The 17712-nt window shown below is 56.3% G+C and carries 17 protein-coding genes; 11 read left to right on the top strand and 6 right to left on the bottom strand.

Annotation, left to right across the window (positions count from 1 at the left end; genetic code table 11):
• The first annotated feature begins 86 nt into the window (after window positions 1–86).
• Window positions 87–1433, top strand: coding sequence for a 3-phosphoshikimate 1-carboxyvinyltransferase (gene aroA, locus GGE09_RS03745; protein WP_309744002.1), 1347 nt, complete (start codon window positions 87–89; stop codon window positions 1431–1433).
• Window positions 1434–1498: 65 nt separating this feature from the next.
• Entirely contained in the window at window positions 1499–2125 is a 627-nt protein-coding gene (cmk, locus tag GGE09_RS03740; protein ID WP_309744000.1) for a (d)CMP kinase, read from the top strand.
• Between the two features lie 28 nt (window positions 2126–2153).
• On the opposite strand, the gene GGE09_RS03735 is transcribed toward cmk, so the two are convergent.
• Window positions 2154–2678, bottom strand: a complete 525-nt coding sequence (locus tag GGE09_RS03735) for a hypothetical protein (protein ID WP_309743998.1) — start codon at window positions 2676–2678, stop codon at window positions 2154–2156.
• Complete coding sequence (locus GGE09_RS03730; protein ID WP_309743996.1) at window positions 2675–3766, bottom strand: OmpA family protein; 1092 nt, start codon at window positions 3764–3766, stop codon at window positions 2675–2677. Before GGE09_RS03730 ends, GGE09_RS03735 begins: the two co-directional genes overlap by 4 nt.
• A 387-nt stretch (window positions 3767–4153) precedes the next feature.
• Here GGE09_RS03730 and rpsA point away from each other — a divergent pair, with 387 nt between their 5' ends.
• The 8 genes from rpsA to GGE09_RS03690 all read left to right on the top strand — a co-directional run bounded on the left by rpsA (window position 4154) and on the right by GGE09_RS03690 (window position 11548).
• Window positions 4154–5836: a 30S ribosomal protein S1 gene (rpsA, locus tag GGE09_RS03725; RefSeq protein WP_309743994.1), complete on the top strand. Its 1683-nt coding sequence runs from the start codon at window positions 4154–4156 to the stop codon at window positions 5834–5836.
• 27 nt (window positions 5837–5863) lie between these two features.
• Window positions 5864–6781 (top strand): signal peptide peptidase SppA, encoded by a 918-nt coding sequence (gene sppA, locus GGE09_RS03720; protein ID WP_309743992.1) that lies wholly within the window; start codon window positions 5864–5866, stop codon window positions 6779–6781.
• 64 nt (window positions 6782–6845) lie between these two features.
• Window positions 6846–7127: an integration host factor subunit beta gene (gene ihfB, locus GGE09_RS03715; RefSeq protein WP_309743990.1), complete on the top strand. Its 282-nt coding sequence runs from the start codon at window positions 6846–6848 to the stop codon at window positions 7125–7127.
• A 110-nt stretch (window positions 7128–7237) separates the two neighbouring features.
• A complete protein-coding gene (locus tag GGE09_RS03710) occupies window positions 7238–7582 on the top strand; it encodes a LapA family protein (RefSeq protein ID WP_309743988.1) in 345 nt (114 codons plus the stop codon).
• Window positions 7583–7587: 5 nt separating this feature from the next.
• Entirely contained in the window at window positions 7588–8241 is a 654-nt protein-coding gene (locus GGE09_RS03705; protein WP_309743986.1) for a phosphoribosylanthranilate isomerase, read from the top strand.
• Window positions 8242–8296: 55 nt separating this feature from the next.
• Window positions 8297–9457 (top strand): sialidase family protein, encoded by a 1161-nt coding sequence (locus GGE09_RS03700; RefSeq protein WP_309743984.1) that lies wholly within the window; start codon window positions 8297–8299, stop codon window positions 9455–9457.
• A 110-nt stretch (window positions 9458–9567) separates the two neighbouring features.
• Window positions 9568–10800 (top strand): tryptophan synthase subunit beta, encoded by a 1233-nt coding sequence (trpB, locus tag GGE09_RS03695; RefSeq protein WP_405048522.1) that lies wholly within the window; start codon window positions 9568–9570, stop codon window positions 10798–10800.
• A gap of 145 nt (window positions 10801–10945) precedes the next feature.
• Entirely contained in the window at window positions 10946–11548 is a 603-nt protein-coding gene (locus GGE09_RS03690; protein ID WP_309743983.1) for a DUF937 domain-containing protein, read from the top strand.
• Between the two features lie 41 nt (window positions 11549–11589).
• On the opposite strand, the gene GGE09_RS03685 is transcribed toward GGE09_RS03690, so the two are convergent.
• The 3 genes from GGE09_RS03685 to GGE09_RS03675 all read right to left on the bottom strand — a co-directional run bounded on the left by GGE09_RS03685 (window position 11590) and on the right by GGE09_RS03675 (window position 16110).
• Window positions 11590–11991 carry a VOC family protein gene (locus GGE09_RS03685; RefSeq protein ID WP_309743981.1) on the bottom strand — a complete coding sequence of 134 codons (402 nt, stop codon included), beginning with the start codon at window positions 11989–11991 and terminating at the stop codon, window positions 11590–11592.
• Between the two features lie 131 nt (window positions 11992–12122).
• Window positions 12123–13415 (bottom strand): calcium-binding protein, encoded by a 1293-nt coding sequence (locus tag GGE09_RS03680; protein ID WP_309743979.1) that lies wholly within the window; start codon window positions 13413–13415, stop codon window positions 12123–12125.
• A 193-nt stretch (window positions 13416–13608) separates the two neighbouring features.
• Window positions 13609–16110 (bottom strand): FAD-dependent oxidoreductase, encoded by a 2502-nt coding sequence (locus GGE09_RS03675; protein WP_309743978.1) that lies wholly within the window; start codon window positions 16108–16110, stop codon window positions 13609–13611.
• A 108-nt stretch (window positions 16111–16218) separates the two neighbouring features.
• Here GGE09_RS03675 and GGE09_RS03670 point away from each other — a divergent pair, with 108 nt between their 5' ends.
• Complete coding sequence (locus GGE09_RS03670; protein ID WP_309743976.1) at window positions 16219–17274, top strand: DUF2332 family protein; 1056 nt, start codon at window positions 16219–16221, stop codon at window positions 17272–17274.
• Between the two features lie 79 nt (window positions 17275–17353).
• Here the strand turns inward: GGE09_RS03670 and GGE09_RS03665 are convergent, their stop codons facing one another.
• Entirely contained in the window at window positions 17354–17707 is a 354-nt protein-coding gene (locus tag GGE09_RS03665; protein ID WP_309743974.1) for a hypothetical protein, read from the bottom strand.
• Window positions 17708–17712: the final 5 nt, after the last annotated feature.

The following is a 17712-nucleotide window of genomic DNA, read 5'->3' as shown; positions in this document are numbered from 1 at the left end:
GTATTTGAACGACAAAGACGCAAGCCATAGCAATCTGTTACAGGGTTGCGTATAGGCTGAAGCAGAACAGTGAAGAGGTTTGTATAATGTCTGGCCACGGCGACCCAATTCCAATGACGTCCCGCAAATCCGGCCCGTTGCGCGGAACTGCCGTGATTCCTGGCGATAAATCCGTGTCCCACCGGTCTTTGATCCTTGGGGCGTTGTCTGTGGGAGAAACCAAAATCACCGGCCTTTTGGAAGGTCAGGATGTGTTGGACACTGGCAAAGCCATGGCCGCGTTCGGGGCCGAAGTTATTCGCACGGGCGAACAGGCCTGGTCGGTTCACGGTGTCGGGGTTGGCGGTTTTGCCGAACCCGAAGACGTGATTGATTGTGGCAATGCGGGCACAGGCGTGCGGCTGATCATGGGGGCGATGGCCACCTCCCCGATTACGGCGACCTTTACCGGCGATGCCAGTTTGCGGTCGCGCCCGATGGGGCGGATCACCGATCCTTTGGCCCTGTTCGGGGCGCAGGCTGTGGGACGGCAAAAAGGCTTGTTGCCCTTGACGCTGGTCGGGGCGCAAAACCCGGTGCCGGTGCGGTATACCAGCCCCCATGCCTCGGCGCAGATTAAGTCTGCGGTTTTGTTGGCGGGGTTGAATGCACCCGGTGAAACCGTGTTGATTGAAAAAGAGGCGACACGGGACCACTCCGAACGCATGTTGCGCGGCTTTGGTGCCCAGATCGAAACTGTGAAAACTGCCGAAGGGTATGAGATTACTCTGCAAGGCCAGCCCGAGTTGCTTGCCCAGTCAATCGCTGTGCCCCGCGACCCAAGTTCCGCTGCTTTTCCCGTCTGTGCGGCGCTGATCGTCGAAGGATCAGAAGTTGTTTTGCCAAACATCGGCCTGAACCCGACCCGCGCGGGATTGCTGGATACTTTGGTTGAAATGGGCGCTGATATCGCCTTTGAAAACCGCCGCGAAGAAGGAGGCGAGCCGGTGGCTGATCTGCGGGTCAAAGCCAGCAGCCTGACAGGGATCGAGGTTCCGCCTGCGCGCGCGCCCAGCATGATCGACGAATACCCGATCCTGTCGGTGGTGGCGGCATTCGCCAGCGGCAAAACCGTCATGCGCGGCATTGCAGAATTGCGGGTCAAAGAATGTGACCGCATTGACGCCATGGCCCGCGGGCTGGAAGCAATGGGCGTCACCATCGAAGAAGGCCCCGATTTCCTGATCGTTCACGGCAGGGACGGCGCGGTAAAGGGCGGCGGCACAGCCAAGACCTATCTTGATCACCGTATCGCCATGTCATTTCTGTGCATGGGGATGGCCAGCGCCAAACCTGTGTCGGTGGATGATGGCGGCGCAATTGCCACCAGTTTCCCTGTTTTTGAACGTTTGATGGGCGATTTGGGCGCGCAGATTACCCGCGACAATCGCTAGGCTGCACCCTGCCCCTTGCTAAAAGGGGGCGTGGTGACTTATTCATTTTAAGAAAAGGACACGTCATGAGCTTTATTGTAGCAATCGACGGACCTGCAGCCGCAGGCAAGGGTACTGTGTCAAAGGCAGTTGCCGCCCATTTCGGCTTTGCGCATCTGGACACCGGCCTTTTGTACCGTGTTGTTGGCCGTGCGGCCCTTGCCAAAATTGGCCCCTCACTGGACCCTGAACGGGTGATTGCCCTGTCCACCGAAGTCAGCGCCGATGATCTGGATCGCAACGATCTGCGCACCGCTGCTGTGGCACAGGCTGCCAGCAAGGTTGCAGCCATTCCTGAAGTGCGGGAAAATCTGGTGACGTTTCAACGGGATTTTGCACAACGCGCAGGTGGCGCAGTTCTGGACGGGCGTGACATTGGTACGGTGATTTGCCCTGATGCGGATGTGAAACTCTTCGTCACCGCCAGCGCGGAACGCCGCGCAGAACGGCGGTTCAAAGAATTGGAACAGCGCGGCGAGGATACCAGCTATGACACGGTGCTGGCCGATGTGATCGCACGGGACAAACGGGATTCAGAACGGGACGTTGCCCCCTTGATTGCCGCTGCTGATGCGATTTTGCTGGATACGTCCGATCTGTCCATTGACGAAGCGGTGGCCCAAGCCATCGCAGCAATTCACGCAAAACGATAAGCCCACGCCGCGCTTTCACGCGAACCGCTTACTTACAGTCGTTTTCGGCCCAAGCCTTTACGTTTCTTTTAAAGCCACCGCCGTAGGGGTGCTGCTTGTCCAGAAACTCTGCCGCTGAATCGGGCAGATAGCGGGTGCCTTGTTCACACAGATCTTCGCGGCTCCATTGATGGCAGGTGGAGCAGGCTTTGCCTTCCCACAGGGCTGCGGGCAGTCCGTCGATTGGCGGAAACAGGGGCGAGCCTTCGATCAACTGCTCTAGGGTTAGGCCTTCGACCGCCTTGCCACCCGTGGTTAATGGAGCTGTGAAAGTTACCGGTGTTGCAGGCTCTGCAAAGGTTTCTTTTGCTGGCTCTTCCTGAACTTCCGGTTCTTTTTCCGCATCACCGCCAACTATTTCCAGCGCAGCCAGACGGATAAAAACCTGTGGCGCGGGTTGCGCATCGGAGGATGCAACCGGTGATACAGGCGGGGATATGGACGGGCGCGCAGCGAAAGCCGCGCTACAGATCAGACACAGACCAAGCGTAGTGGCAAAACGGCTAGACTTCATTCAGATGCACCCTTGATCACACGAAATTCGATCCGACGGTTGTCCCAGCGGCCTTTTTTGGTGGCGTTATCGGCCTTTGGCTGGGTTTCCCCATAGCCCGCGCTGGTCAGATTGGCGGCAGGAACCCCCTTGGCCACCAGATTTTGAACCACCGAAGCAGCACGGCGCTCTGAGAGACGCATGTTCGCCGCGTCAGATCCGATGTTATCCGTGTGGCCACCGACCTCAATCGTCATGTCGGGGCAGCGTTTGACGATATCTGCGATGCTGATCAAAAACGGTTCGCTTTTGCCATCAAGGATCGAATTGCCCGAGGTGAAATAAGTGTTATTTGAACGGGACAGAATTTCAAAGCGCCCCTCACAAGCCTCGGTTGAGAAATTGCCTGTGGGTTCCAACGCCACTTGGGCGGGTTTTTCTTCTTCGGTGTCTGTTGCAGGTGCAGCCTCTGGTTCGGCCACAGGGTCAGCGTTGCGGGCGAACATGAAGTCGAATGTCACACTGGCTGACGGGATGATATCCACCTTGGCGGCGTCTTCCAGTTTTTCGATGCCCCCCATCAGGTTGAAATCGGCCGCGGCGACAGAGATCGGGGTTTTCGTTGCAACCGACACCAGATCGTCACTGAGTAATGTCACCACAACATCCGCCTTGGCGGTTTTCAGAACTCCGTGCAGGTTCATTGCATAGGGCATTTCAATAGTCTTGCGCCGCACAGTAGGCAGATCGGCCAGCAAGGCAGGGTCCAGTTGGGCGGTGATTGTCGCCTCGGGAAATTGAAAGCTTTCAAAGAACAAGAACCGCATCCGCACATTGCGCAGGTCGATTTTTGTATCAACGCTTTCCAGCATCACCGTCACATGGGCCGCGCCGTTTTCATCAATCCCGCCGCTAAAAGTTGCAAAGCTGCTGCTTTCCACTTTGGTCTGGTTTTTCACCGACTGGAAATCCAGCGCGGATTGTTCGTTTTGCAGGGTCCAGCCCTTGGCGAATGGGTTGCCCTGCGCAGCGGCTGGAATTGCCGCCCCGATCGAAACTGTTGCAGCAAGAGCCGCGAAACATGTGGTTTTAATAAATCTTGCAATCATGGTCAGACCTTCACGAATGAAAAAGAAGTGATGTCAGTGTTACGTCTAAAAACTTAAGCCAGTTTACCTATCAACACAACGACTTGAATATGGGTCTTCCCCGTCGCTACGCCGTGATACCTTGCCTTCTCTGTTAGCCGTGCCATTGGCTCAATACAAGGGAACAAGACCCCTTTCCCCTTGTGATCTGGCGAAATCTGATCTATAGCGCGAGCAATCACGACAAGTGGTGGCGGATATAACGCCGACGGGAAGAGCAGGGCTGGACACACTCCGGCCCTTTGTGTGTTTGAGCGAAACCCGTTTGTTTGACGTGAGCAATGAAACCCAAAGACCCGTGGGACCAACCGCGTGGCCAGTAAAAACGACGAAAAAGGAAACGTATATATGAGCGCTAACGCGACAATGGAAGACTTTGAAGCCCTCTTGGCAGAGAGCTTTGAAATTGACACACCGGACGAGGGTTCGGTTGTTAAGGGTTTGGTACTGGCGATTGAAGCTGGCCAAGCTATCATCGACATCGGCTATAAAATGGAAGGCCGTGTTGACCTCAAAGAATTTGCAGCCCCAGGTCAAGCCGCAGAAGTAGAAGTTGGCGACAGCGTAGAGGTTTACCTCGAGCGCGTTGAAAACGCCCGTGGCGAAGCCGTTATTTCACGCGACAAAGCCCGTCGTGAAGAAGCTTGGGACCGTCTGGAAAAAGCATACGAAGCAGAAGAGCGCGTCGAAGGCGCAATCTTTGGCCGCGTAAAAGGTGGTTTCACTGTGGATCTGGGCGGCGCAGTTGCGTTCCTGCCAGGCTCTCAGGTGGACGTACGCCCAGTACGCGATGCCGGCCCTCTGATGGGTATGGCGCAGCCGTTCCAAATCCTGAAAATGGACCGTCGTCGTGGCAACATCGTTGTATCCCGTCGCGCCATTCTGGAAGAATCCCGTGCTGAACAGCGTGCGGAAATCGTTGGCAACCTGTCCGAAGGCGAAACCGTTGATGGTGTCGTTAAGAACATCACCGAATACGGTGCGTTCGTTGATCTGGGCGGCGTAGACGGTCTGTTGCACGTGACTGACATGGCATGGCGTCGTGTGAACCACCCATCTGAAATCCTGACAATCGGTGAAACGATCAAAGTTCAGGTTATCAAGATCAACAAAGAAACCCACCGTATCTCCTTGGGCATGAAACAGCTGCAGGACGATCCTTGGGGCGATGTTGAAGCACGGTATCCTTTGGAATCCGTACACAAGGGCCGCGTTACAAACATCACCGATTACGGTGCATTTGTAGAGCTGGAAGCCGGTGTCGAAGGTCTGGTTCACGTGTCCGAAATGTCTTGGACCAAAAAGAACGTCCACCCGGGCAAAATCGTGTCCACTTCACAAGAAGTAGACGTGATGGTTCTGGAAATCGACAGCGTGAAACGTCGTGTTTCCCTTGGCCTGAAACAAACTCAGGGCAACCCGTGGGAAAACTTCGAAACAGCATTCCCAATCGGCACAGAAGTTGAAGGTGAAGTTAAGAACATCACTGAATTCGGTCTGTTTGTTGGTCTGGAAGGCGAAATCGACGGCATGGTTCACCTGTCCGATCTGGATTGGGATCGTTCCGGCGAAGAAGCTATGGCTGATTACGCCAAAGGCGACATCGTTAAAGCTGTTGTGACCGACATCGACGCTGAAAAAGAGCGTATCTCCCTGTCGATCAAAGCCCTGGACGGCGACCCGTTCGCAGATGCAACAGCTGGCGTGAAACGCGGTGCGGTTGTGACTGTTAACGTGACCTCCATCGAAGACGGCGGCATCGAAGTTGAATATGACGGCATGAAATCCTTCATCCGTCGCTCCGACTTGTCCCGTGATCGTGCAGAGCAGCGCCCAGAGCGGTTCAGCGTTGGCGATAAGATTGACGCACGCGTCACAAATATCGACAAAGCATCCCGTCGCCTTGGTCTGTCGATCAAAGCACGCGAAATTGCAGAAGAGAAAGAAGCAGTACAACAGTACGGTTCTTCCGACTCCGGTGCATCGCTTGGCGATATCCTCGGTGCGGCCCTGAAAGGCCAAGACGATTGATAAAAGGAACGCGCGTTGGGAACTGAAATGACTGGTTTTGAACGTGACTTCTATGAGGAGCGGCGCCGTAAGTGGCGCCGCTCTGCGTTCTGGCGCGGTGTGTTTGCCACGCTGGGGCTTTTACTTGTGCTTGCAGTCGGATCTGTCTGGTTGTCCGGTACGCCACGTTTCAGCGATCACATTGCCCATGTGGACCTGTCAGGCGTTATCTATAACGATCCTGCATTAGACGCGACTCTCCGTGAGGTTGAAAAGAACGACAGTGCCAAAGCTTTGATTTTGACGATCAGCAGCCCGGGCGGCACCACTGTTGGTTCTGAAGCCGTATTTGAACGGTTGCGCAGTATCGCCAAGGTGAAACCGGTGGTTTCAGTGCTGGGTGAAGTGGCCGCATCCGGGGGCTATATCGCCGCAATCGGCAGCGATTACATCATAGCACGGGGCAATACCATCACCGGCTCCATCGGTGTGATTATGGAATACCCCGATGTAACCGACCTGATGTCCACTCTTGGCATCAGCATGCAAACCATCCGGTCCAGCCCACTTAAGGCCGACCTGACCCCCTACCGCAAAGCCAGCCCGAAGGGCCTTGCTGTTGAGCAAGAGTTGATCGACGAAAGCTACCAGTGGTTTCGCGGATTGGTTGAGCAGCGGCGTAATCTGACAGGGGCGGCACTGGATAAAGTTGCAGATGGGCGGGTTTTCACCGGCCGCGTAGCGCTGGATCTGGGGTTGATCGACGCCATCGGCGGCTTGGATACAGCGACTGATTACCTTGATTCGCTCGATTCGCTAAAAGCCGACCTTCCGGTTGATAGTTACGCTTTGGACTATCGAGAGGATGGAATTTTCGCTCCGGTTGGGAAATTTCTCGCCGAAAACGGCATGTTAGGGCGAATTTCGGGGCAAACGGGGCCACGGCTCTATTCCATCGCAAAGTAAATTCTGTAAAGTCAGACTCAAGCAGAGCCATTATAAGGCCGCACCCTTGGGAGGACTAATGTCTATGATACGTTCCGAATTAGTGGATAAAATTGCAGAAGCAAACCCGCACCTCTACCAGCGGGATGTTGAACGCATAGTGTCCACGGTGTTCAACGAAATCATCGAAGCACTGGCAAACGGTGATCGTGTTGAGCTGCGCGGCTTCGGGGCTTTTTCAGTCAAGAAACGGGATGCCCGGGTCGGGCGCAATCCCCGCACAGGGGAATCCGTTCAAGTGGACGAAAAACACGTGCCCTTTTTCAAGACCGGTAAACTGCTGCGTGATCGTTTGAACGACGGCTGATGCCTTTGGTCGCGGTGTGCCACTGGTTTGCATAGACTAAGAACTGACAAAGTCTGGTTGCATTTAGGTCCGTTCGGATTAGATGTGACCCTGTGCAGGAGTTTGGGCCCATGATGCGTTATATTCGATATCTTTTTCTAGCTGTGATCGGCCTGTGCCTGATCATCGTAGCCTTGGCCAATCGTGGCATGGTGACTTTACGTCTGATGCCCGAAGAGCTGGCTTCGATCTTTCAAATATCCGGCAGCGTGACCCTGCCGCTGTTTCTGGTGATTTTTCTTGGCATTGTTGCGGGTCTGTTGATCGGCTTTGTCTGGGAATGGATGCGGGAATTCAAATACCGCAACGATCTGTCCAAAAAGGGCAAAGAGGTTCACCGTCTGGAACGGGAAGTCAACGTGCTGAAAGCCAAGTCCGGCGAAGGCACGGACGATGTTCTGGCCCTGATCGAGTAAATATCATGCGTGCCAAAATCTGTGGGCTGTCCACACGCGCATCGCTGGATGCCGCTGTGACAGCAGGGGCCGCCTATCTGGGCTTTGTCTTTTTCGAAAAATCCCCCCGAAATGTCAGTATTGAACAGGCCCGAGAGCTGGCTTTGGCCGTGCCTGATGGCCTGTGCAAAGTCGCGTTGACCGTAAACGCCAGCGACGCCGAACTTGATGCTATTCTGGCCGAAGTGCCCATCGACATGCTGCAACTACACGGCACGGAATCCCCTGCGCGCGTGGCCCAGGTGAAAGCCCGTTACGGCCTGCCCGTGATGAAAGCTGTGGGCGTGGCCGATGCGGATGACCTGCCAGCCCTGAATGACTATGCAAAGGTGGCGGATCAATTGCTGGTGGATGCAAAGCCACCCAAAAACGCCGCCCTGCCCGGCGGCAACGGGCTGGCCTTTGACTGGCGCCTGATCGCAGGACGCCGTTGGGCCGTGCCGTGGATGCTGGCAGGCGGGCTGACCCCTGAAAATGTCGCGCAGGCCATGCAGATGACTGGTGCGCAACAAGTGGATGTATCCAGCGGTGTCGAAAGCGCGCCGGGCGTGAAAGATAACGCCAAGATCGCTGCGTTTTGCGCCGCAACCGCGCGGCAAGGCGAGCCGCCAAAAATCTGATCGCCCCAAATCCTCTGTTTTATGCTAACCTCCCCCCATTAGGGGAGGTTCAATTATGGATTCGCTTCAAACAACTTTACTGATTGGAACAACCAAAGGCGTGTTTCTGGCCTCTGGCGGGCAAGACCGCAGCGGCTGGCGCGTTAAGGGGCCGTTTTGCGATGGCTGGCCGATCAACCACGTTATCGGTGACCCGAAAACCGGCACCCTTTGGGCTGGCGGTGGCGGAGATTTCCACGGAGCTGGTATTTGGCGGTCTGATGACGGCGGCGACACATGGCAACTGACCCGTTTAACCACAGGCCAGATGGACGAATGGGCTGCAAACGACCCCGATTTCGCGGCGATGATCGGTTGGACCGATACGCCCCCACCCTTCGGCGACAGTTTCACACAAGTCTGGTCGCTGGGGCTGGTGGGCGACAGGCTTTATGCGGGCGCTAAACCTGCAACTCTGTTGAAAAGCGATGATCGGGGTGACACATGGCAGTGCATTGACAGCCTGACCAATCATCCATCAGCAGACAGTTGGAACCCGGGTGCGGCGGGGCTGACGCTGCACACGATTGTGGCCGACCCTGCGGATGCCAAAAAACTGTGGATCGGCATTTCAGCCGCTGGTGTTTTTGCAACCGAAGACGGCGGACAAAGCTGGGAACGGCGCAATCGGTTGTCCAAAGCCCAAGCCTGCGCCCATCACGACCACCCTGCCGCCCCCCGCGACGGGGAGACCGGCCATTGTGTCCATTCGATCATGCGTGCCGCCGGATCCGAGGACCTGCTTTATCAACAAAACCACCACGGGGTCTGGCGGTCCACTAATGGCGGGCGCAGTTGGGATGACATCACAGCGGGGCTGCCGTCGACCTTTGGCTTTCCGATCCGCGTGCATCCCCGTGATCCCAAAACCCTGTGGACGATCCCGCTGAACGGCGACAGCGCAGGGCGGTTTCCCCCCGATGCGGCAGCGGCGGTCTGGCGGTCATCCGATGGGGGTGACACATGGCAGGACATGCGCGCAGGGCTGCCCCAAGAGGGCTGTTTCTTCACCGTGCTGCGCCAAGGGATGGCGGGCGATACCCGCGATCCGGCGGGGGTCTATTTCGGCACCAACAGCGGCTCGGTCTTTGGCAGTCTGGATGGGGGCGACACATGGGGCGAGTTGATCCGTCACCTGCCCACAATTCTGGCGGTTGAAGCTTTAGAACATACCTAACCCCGCTTCTGTGCAGTGTTTTCTACCCCATTCGTATCGCCCGCCCGTGCGCAGGGTTTACCTGCCTGTAGAGACGGGCTAGATCACTTCTCGACCCAAGGAGAACCCTGATGAACGATTTGCTCAATTCCTTTATGTCCGGCCCTGATGAAAACGGTCGGTTTGGCGATTTTGGCGGGCGGTTTGTGTCAGAAACACTGATGCCGCTGATCCTCGATCTGGAAGCAGAATACGAGAAAGCCAAAGTGGATACGGATTTCTGGGCCGAAATGGATTACCTGTGGAAACATTACGTGGGCCGCCCCAGCCCGTTGTATTACGCCAGCCGCGTGACCGAAGAACTGGGCGGGGCGAAAGTCTATTTCAAACGGGACGAGCTGAACCACACAGGCGCCCATAAAATCAATAACGTGCTGGGGCAAATCCTGCTGGCGCGGCGCATGGGCAAGACGCGGATCATCGCGGAAACAGGCGCAGGGCAACACGGGGTGGCTACGGCGACTGTTTGTGCGAAATTCGGGTTGAAATGTGTGGTCTATATGGGGGCCCATGACGTTGAACGCCAAGCCCCCAACGTGTTCCGCATGCGGCTGCTCGGGGCCGAGGTTGTGCCCGTCACCAGTGGCCGTGGCACGTTGAAAGACGCTATGAACGACGCCTTGCGGGATTGGGTCACCAATGTAGACGACACGTTTTATTGCATCGGCACCGTTGCGGGGCCGCACCCTTATCCCGCGATGGTGCGCGATTTCCAAAGCATCATCGGCAAAGAAGTCCGCGAACAACTGGCCGAACAAGAAGGCGAAGGCACTTTGCCTGACAGCGTGATTGCGGCCATCGGCGGCGGGTCCAACGCGATGGGTCTGTTCTTTCCGTTCCTAGACGATAAATCCGTGCGGATTATCGGGGTCGAGGCTGGCGGCAAAGGCGTGAATGACAAGATGGAACATTGTGCATCCCTGACGGGTGGCAAACCCGGTGTGCTGCACGGCAACCGCACCTATTTGTTGCAAGATGACGCCGGGCAAATTCTGGAAGGCTATTCCATTTCGGCCGGGCTCGATTACCCTGGCATCGGGCCGGAACACAGCTGGCTGCATGATACGGGCCGCGCGGAATATGTCAGCGTGACAGATGCCGAGGCATTGGAAGCGTTCCAGTTCAGCTGCCGCACCGAGGGCATCATCCCAGCGCTAGAACCTTCGCACGCATTGGCCCATGTGCGCAAACTGGCCCCGACCCTGCCCGAAGACCACATCATGGTGATGAACATGTGCGGGCGCGGTGACAAAGACATTTTCACCGTGGCCAAACATTTGGGCTGGGATATGGAAAACGGCTAAGCCATAGGCAGTTGCGCGGGTCCAAGGGCCTGCGCAGCCGCCCCACGCAGGTCCCGCCTGCAAAAAATCCCCCATTCCCTTGACCCGCGCGGGTTCCTCCCCGCATAATTCTCCAAGCATTTTGCGCCCCAAACGGAGAACCGCCATGTCCCTAATGACCCTTTTACAACAGGCCCAAGGGGGCCAAGGTCTGTCACAGCTTGCCAGTCAGTTCGGCATGAACCAAGATCAGGCTGCGAAACTTTCGGAACTGCTGACGCCGACCATCGGTCAGGCTGCCAAAGAAAAGGCTGAAAGCGGCGGGTTGCAGGATTTGCTGGCCTCTTTGCACGGCGAAAGCCAGGGCGCGTTTTTCGAAGACGCCACACAAGCCGCCGCCCCCACAGGGCAGGCCCAAGGCATGGCCTTTCTGGAAACCCTGATGGGCGGCCAACAAGCCCCCCAAGAAATCGCATCCGAGGCCGCTAACCAGACGGGGATTGATCTGTCCACGGTGATGCAATTCCTGCCTGCCCTTGCCGCCATGCTGCAAGGTGGGATGCAAAAACAAATGCCTGATAGCAACATCGAAAACCTGATGGGCCAGTTTTCCGGTGCAGACAGCAGTGGCGGCATTATGGGGATGGTCGGCGGTTTTCTGGGCGGTGCAGGTGGCAAAGGCCCTGATCTGGGTGCATTGTCCCAGATGCTGGATGCAGATGGCGATGGGTCGCCGCTGAATGACATCCTTGGAAAATTCATGAAATAGCCGATTGGCCCCGATCCAAAGGGGATTGGGGCGTTTCGCTTTCAGGACTCGGTGGAAAACTCGACCAAATCCCAGAGCGTGCCATACAGATCTTTGAAGACCGCCACTGTGCCATATTCGGCCACCAAAGGGTCACGGGTAAACTCTACGCCGCGCTCCTGATACAGCTTGTAATCCCGCCAGAAATCATCGGTTTGCAGGAATAGAAACACCCGCCCGCCAGCCTGATTTCCGATAAACGCCTGTTGCGCCTCGGATGAAGCACGCGCCAGAACCAAAGACGCCGATCCTTCGCCTTTGGGCCGCACCACAACCCAGCGTTTGTCCTGTTCGGGTTGATAGGTGTCTTCCACCAGATCGAATCCCAGAACATCCACGTAAAAGGCAATCGCCTCGTCATAGTCCTGAACGACAAGGGCAGTGTGGGCCAGTCTTTGGGTCATCCGGTTGCTCCGCTGAAAGGGGATTGAACTGCGATCACTTCACACCCGACGCGGAAAAAACACAACTGTTGTTCGTAAACGGCCTGTGTTTGGGCCAAAGAAAAGCCCGGCGCGTTGGCCGGGCTTTGGGGTTATGCAATTTCGGGAGAGTCTGCCACCAAGACGAAACTATCTTCGGTCAGGTCGTTCACACCCGAAACATCCACCCTCATGTCGCCTTTGCCATCACCGTCTAGATCAAGAATGATCTGGCTTTTCGGACCGTCGTTTTTAACCAGCAGTTCTGCGCCCGTGCCCGAGAATTTACCATCCCCGATAAACGCCAAACCAAAGACGGAAAAATCTATAAAATCAATTCCTTGTTCGAAATCTGCAATCACATCTGCAAAAGCACCTTTGCCACTATCAGAGGCCGCGTTAAAGATAAACTGATCTGCCTCGGTTCCGCCGTACAGAATATCCCGTCCGCTGCCCCCGACGATAAAGTCATTGCCCGCGCCGCCATAGATCGTGTCGGCGCCACTGTTACCACCAAGGATGTCATCGCCATCCTCGCCGTCAATCCTGTCACTGCCAGCGCCACCGCGGATGATGTCATTGCCATCCCCACCTTCAATGGAATCCTTGCCACCGTCACCGTCGATTTCATCGTCGCCGATGCCGCCATAGACCAGATCGCTGCCACCGCCTGCTGAAATCTTGTCATTGCCGCCATCACCATAAAGCGAATCTGCGCCGCCGCCGCCTTTGATCGTGTCGTCGCCGTCATGGCCAGAGACCTCATCACGGCCCCCGTCACCGTTCAGCACGTCATCGCCTTCGCCGCCATAGATCAGGTCATTGCCAGCACGGCCATTCACTTTATCGTTGCCCGAACCGCCCATCAGTTCGTCACTGCCACCGCCGCCGTCAACCACGTCGTTGCCAGCGCCACCGTCCAGTGTATCTGCGCCGCCGCGCCCAACCAGCTTGTCCGCGCTACTGCCCGTGGCCACAACATCACTGAACTTTGACCCCGTCAAAGTGACACCGCCATCCAGTTCCAGCGCCGATGGTAGAACGAATCCATCTGATGCAGCCAGTGCTTTAATGGTGAGCCCATCGCTCGACAGCAGGGCGTTGGCCTGCGCGTAATCATCTGAATCCAGCGCAATCAACGCGGGCAGCAGGGCCGACATGGCCCACCCCAGATCGGTGAATTTTCCGATAACCTTGCCGCCCTGTTTGTAGGTAATGGACTCCACTTTTCCCGTGGTGCCGGGCAATCCACCCGATCCGACAGAAAATCCGGAGCCTTGAATGATCGTTGTCGTTCCGCTTGTCGAATAGATAACTTTTTTGGTTTTAATCAACGAAAACCCGCCGGCTTCGTCGAATGGGGCGCTAAAAAAATCAGTGTCGCCGCCGTTATATTTCAGTTCCATTAAAAATTCCTTTTACCTATTGCTTAAAATATTTTCAGCGCATTTTCTGCGCCAAGTTCCGGATATTCACACTTTAGTAGCACAACAATTGTACATCAAATGAAGAATTGTGTGCGGGAAATTGTGTGCGGGCAAAAAAAGCGCTGCCATTTAAAATGACAGCGCTTGCGTTTGCTACAACTTTGGATCGAACCTATCCGCTTACACGAATATTGGCGTTTGTGGGGTCATAGGGGCTGTCCTCAACCACCTCGGCATTCCACAACTCGCCAAGCATCCGCACCTGCAATTTCTGCCCGACATTCGCCAGTTCAGGGGACACATATCCCATTCCGATCTGTTTCTCGAAATGTACCGAATAGCCGCCCGATGTCAGTCGCCCGACTTTTTTGCCATCCAACAGCAGCGCCTCGCGGCCCCATGGGTCGGCATCGTTTGGCCCGTTAATCAGCAGGGTGACACATTGGGCGCGGATGCCTTTGGCTTCCATCGCGGCCTTGCCGTTGAATTCCTTACTCAGGTCGATAAAGCGGGGCAAATCGGCTTCGGCGGGGGTGGCATCGCGGCCCAATTCGTTGCCGAATGCTCGGTAGGATTTTTCCTGCCGTAGCCAGTTTTGCGCCCGCGCTCCGACCAGCTTCAGACCGTGCTCCGCGCCCGCTTTCAGGATCAGATCCCACAGGTAGTTCTGCATTTCGATCGGGTGGTGCAATTCCCAGCCCAATTCCCCTGTATAGGCCACACGGATCGCGTTCACAGGGCACATGCCCAGTTCGATTTGCTGTGCAGACAGCCAAGGAAACCGCTTGTTTGACAGGGCTGTATCAGGGTCGGCGTCCTTGATGATCTTCTTCAGAACATCGCGGGATTTCGGGCCAGCGATGGCAAAAACGCCCCATTGGTTGGTCACGTTCTGGATTTCGATATAGCCGAATTCGCCAGCTTTATCTTCAGCGGCTTTGCGCAGGAAATCGGCGTCATAATCTGTCCACGCCCCTGCGGAAACAAGGTAATAGGAATCCTCGCCGTTGCGCACGATGGTGTATTCGGTGCGGGTCGTGCCTGCATCGGTCAGCGCATAAGTCAGGTTGATACGGCCGATCTTGGGCAGTTTGTTACAGGTGAACCAGTCCAGAAATGCGGTTGCACCCGGTCCTTTGACCACGTGTTTGGTAAAGGCCGTGGCATCCACAAGGCCAACCCCTTCACGGATGGCTTTGGCTTCTTCCACCGCGTATTTCCACCATGTACCACGGCGGAAAGACCGCCCGTCATGATCGAAATTCTCCGGCGCATCCAGCGGGCCATAATAATTCGGACGCTCCCAGCCGTTCACAAAACCGAACTGTGCGCCCAGCGCCTTTTGACGATCATAAGCAGGTGCTGTGCGCAGTGGCCGCGCAGCGGGGCGTTCCTCATCGGGGTGGTGAAGGATATAAACGTGGTCGTAACATTCCTCGTTCTTGCGGGCAGCGAACTCGGTCGTCATCCAAGAGCCATAACGTTTCGGGTCCAGCGATGCCATGTCGATCTCGGCCTCGCCCTCAACCATCATCTGCGCCATGTAATAGCCCGTACCACCCGCCGCAGTGATCCCGAAAGAAAAGCCCTCGGCCAGCCACATATTGCGCAGACCGGGTGCAGGACCAACCAGCGGATTGCCATCCGGCGTGTAACAGATCGGACCGTTGAAATCGTCTTTCAGGCCGGAGTTTTCGCAGGACGGAATCCGGTGGATCATCGCCATGTACTGCTCTTCGATCCGCTCCAGATCAAGCTGGAACAGGTCGGCACGGAAACTGTCAGGCACGCCATATTCAAACCGCGCTGGGGCGTTCTTTTCATAGACCCCCAAAATCCAGCCGCCTCGTTCTTCCCGCACATAGGATTGCGCATCCGCATCGCGGATCACGGGGTGTTCCGCATGCCCAGCCGCGCGATAGGCTTGCAGCGCAGGGTCAGCATCGGTGACGATGAACTGGTGTTCAACGGGGATGGCAGGGATTTTGATCCCCAGCAATTTCGCCGTGCGCTGCGCGTGGTTTCCCGTGGCTGTAACCACATGTTCCGCGTGAATTTCAAAGGTTTCCTCGGAAGGCACCAGATTGCCGCCCACCTCGATCATCACAGTCCCGCGCACGATCCATTCGGAGCCGGTCCATTCATAGCTGTCCACCTGACGTTTGCGGATGATTTCCACGCCCCGTTGCCGCGCGCCTTTGGCCATGGCCATGGTCACATCCGCAGGATTGATATAGCCGTCGGTCGGGTGATAAATCGCCCCCTTCAGATCTTCAGTGCGGATCAAGGGCCAGCGTTCCTTAATCTGCGCAGGGGTCAGGCTTTCAAACGGCACGCCCACAGATTCAGCGGTTGCACCGTACAGCATATACTCGTCCATCCGGTCCTTGGTCTGAGCCATCCGCAGATTGCCCACCACCGAAAACCCAGCGTTCAGACCGGTTTCTTCCTCTAGTGTCTTATAGAATTTCACCGAGTAATCGTGAATATGCGTGGTCGCATAAGACATGTTGAACAGCGGCAACAATCCCGCCGCGTGCCATGTGGATCCTGACGTCAGCTCGTCCCGCTCCAGCAGGATAACGTCTTTCCAACCAGCTTTCGCCAGATGATAGGCGATCGAGGCCCCGACAGCACCGCCGCCGACAACACAGGCTTTTACGTGGGATTTCATAGCACGACTCTTCTATTGAGGATATGTTGCAGCCAAATAGCCAAAATTTACGCCGCCAATCCACTGTCAATCGACGGTGGCGGGGGCGAAAACGACATGGAGGGGACAATGCCGCTGGATCGCGACGCTTTTGAACAACAAGCTACATGGTGCCGCCAGTTGGGATCACAATTCACTGCCGCTGTTCTGGATGCATTGGTGGCTACGCTGGACGCCAGCACAGCCACGGGGCGTAAGGTGATAGACTGGCCCGGTGCGGCGGGCCCGTTGAAAGACGTGGTGCCCCTGCGCCTGAGCGGGGCGCTGCATGCCATGGTGTTGTCCGGCCAAAGCCCGCAACTGGCCGCGCTCTATCCGCCCAATCCAATGCCTGCGCAGGCGCAGCTTACCGAAGCCATAAGTGCCACGGTTAAAAACTGCGACGCACAAATCTGCGCCTTCCTGCAATTCGCCCCCCAAACCAACGAGGTCGCCCGCGCCAGCCTGTTAATGGCAGGGCTCTCAGTGATCGCGGCAGACACAAACCTGCCGCTTGCGCTTTATGAAATCGGGGCTTCGGGCGGGCTGAACCTGAACCTTGACCGATTTTCACACCAGTTGGGCAGCGCCCGTCTGGGCGATCCGGCCTCTGCCTTGCGCCTGACACCGCGCTGGCAGGGCAGCGCCCCAACCCTGCCCCCCACAATTATCGCGCGCGGTGGATGTGACCTGAACCCGATTGATGTGACCGCACCCGCACAGGCCACCCGACTGCTTTCTTACATCTGGCCTGATCAACCTGACCGCCTCTCCCGCACCCGCGCCGCAATTGATGTGGCGCAACGCCACCCGCCCGAACTGACCGCCGCAGATGCAGCCAATTGGGTTGAATCCCTATGTGCCGCGCCGCCAGATACTGGCCAAACCCGCGTGTTAATGCACTCCATCGCTTGGCAATATATGCCCGACACAGTTCAAACACGGATCACACAAGCGATGGAAGAAGCGGGGAAATCAGCCACGCAGAATTCCCCACTGGCATGGTTGGCTTTTGAACTGAATGCCCAAGGACAGGCCCAGCTTACCCTGCGGCTGTGGCCTTTCCACAGCGCTATACGTGTGTTGGCGGATGCAAATCCCCATGTGCAGCAGGTCACATGGCATGGAGTGGAATTGGATATTTAGACCAAAAAGAGCCTGTATGGCATGGATAACACCCTAAAAGGCTCTTTTTGGGTCAAATATCCAAAACCCGGGATCGCACCTATTCCAAGACGCTGCATTTCTTAGCGCCCGCATCCGCATGACATTCAGAGCTGAAACTGCCCACTTTCCGGAACGCGCTTTCGGTTGGTTTGCGGCTGTCTTTCTTGGCAATTTCGGCCCCGCCACTTAGCAACACGCCCAGCAAGTTTCTGGCAGAGGCTTCGGGGATGGCATCCTTAGCCATCTCAATTTCCTCGTCGCCGATTTTATAGACCAATTGCTCTGCGGGGCTTGTCGATTGTTTCACAACGGCGCTCTGCTCGTATTCCGTGACAGAGCCTGCCAGCATATAACCTCCGACGCCCAAGGCCATGCAGGCCCCAACGATCCCCATTGCGAATTGTTTGTTCATTCTGT

The organism is Roseobacter sp. N2S (assembly GCF_031454055.1).
GTDB lineage: Bacteria > Pseudomonadota > Alphaproteobacteria > Rhodobacterales > Rhodobacteraceae > Amylibacter.
The sequence above is the reverse complement of the archived record's forward strand: the minus strand, read 5'-3'. Positions and strand labels throughout refer to the sequence as shown.

Coding starts and splice junctions, on each gene's coding strand:
- aroA (WP_309744002.1), top strand. CDS start 87: ATGTCTGGCCACGGCGACCCAATTCCAATGACGTCCCGCAAATCCGGC.
- cmk (WP_309744000.1), top strand. CDS start 1,499: ATGAGCTTTATTGTAGCAATCGACGGACCTGCAGCCGCAGGCAAGGGT.
- GGE09_RS03735 (WP_309743998.1), bottom strand. CDS start 2,678: ATGAAGTCTAGCCGTTTTGCCACTACGCTTGGTCTGTGTCTGATCTGT.
- GGE09_RS03730 (WP_309743996.1), bottom strand. CDS start 3,766: ATGATTGCAAGATTTATTAAAACCACATGTTTCGCGGCTCTTGCTGCA.
- rpsA (WP_309743994.1), top strand. CDS start 4,154: ATGAGCGCTAACGCGACAATGGAAGACTTTGAAGCCCTCTTGGCAGAG.
- sppA (WP_309743992.1), top strand. CDS start 5,864: ATGACTGGTTTTGAACGTGACTTCTATGAGGAGCGGCGCCGTAAGTGG.
- ihfB (WP_309743990.1), top strand. CDS start 6,846: ATGATACGTTCCGAATTAGTGGATAAAATTGCAGAAGCAAACCCGCAC.
- GGE09_RS03710 (WP_309743988.1), top strand. CDS start 7,238: ATGATGCGTTATATTCGATATCTTTTTCTAGCTGTGATCGGCCTGTGC.
- GGE09_RS03705 (WP_309743986.1), top strand. CDS start 7,588: ATGCGTGCCAAAATCTGTGGGCTGTCCACACGCGCATCGCTGGATGCC.
- GGE09_RS03700 (WP_309743984.1), top strand. CDS start 8,297: ATGGATTCGCTTCAAACAACTTTACTGATTGGAACAACCAAAGGCGTG.
- trpB (WP_405048522.1), top strand. CDS start 9,568: ATGAACGATTTGCTCAATTCCTTTATGTCCGGCCCTGATGAAAACGGT.
- GGE09_RS03690 (WP_309743983.1), top strand. CDS start 10,946: ATGTCCCTAATGACCCTTTTACAACAGGCCCAAGGGGGCCAAGGTCTG.
- GGE09_RS03685 (WP_309743981.1), bottom strand. CDS start 11,991: ATGACCCAAAGACTGGCCCACACTGCCCTTGTCGTTCAGGACTATGAC.
- GGE09_RS03680 (WP_309743979.1), bottom strand. CDS start 13,415: ATGGAACTGAAATATAACGGCGGCGACACTGATTTTTTTAGCGCCCCA.
- GGE09_RS03675 (WP_309743978.1), bottom strand. CDS start 16,110: ATGAAATCCCACGTAAAAGCCTGTGTTGTCGGCGGCGGTGCTGTCGGG.
- GGE09_RS03670 (WP_309743976.1), top strand. CDS start 16,219: ATGCCGCTGGATCGCGACGCTTTTGAACAACAAGCTACATGGTGCCGC.
- GGE09_RS03665 (WP_309743974.1), bottom strand. CDS start 17,707: ATGAACAAACAATTCGCAATGGGGATCGTTGGGGCCTGCATGGCCTTG.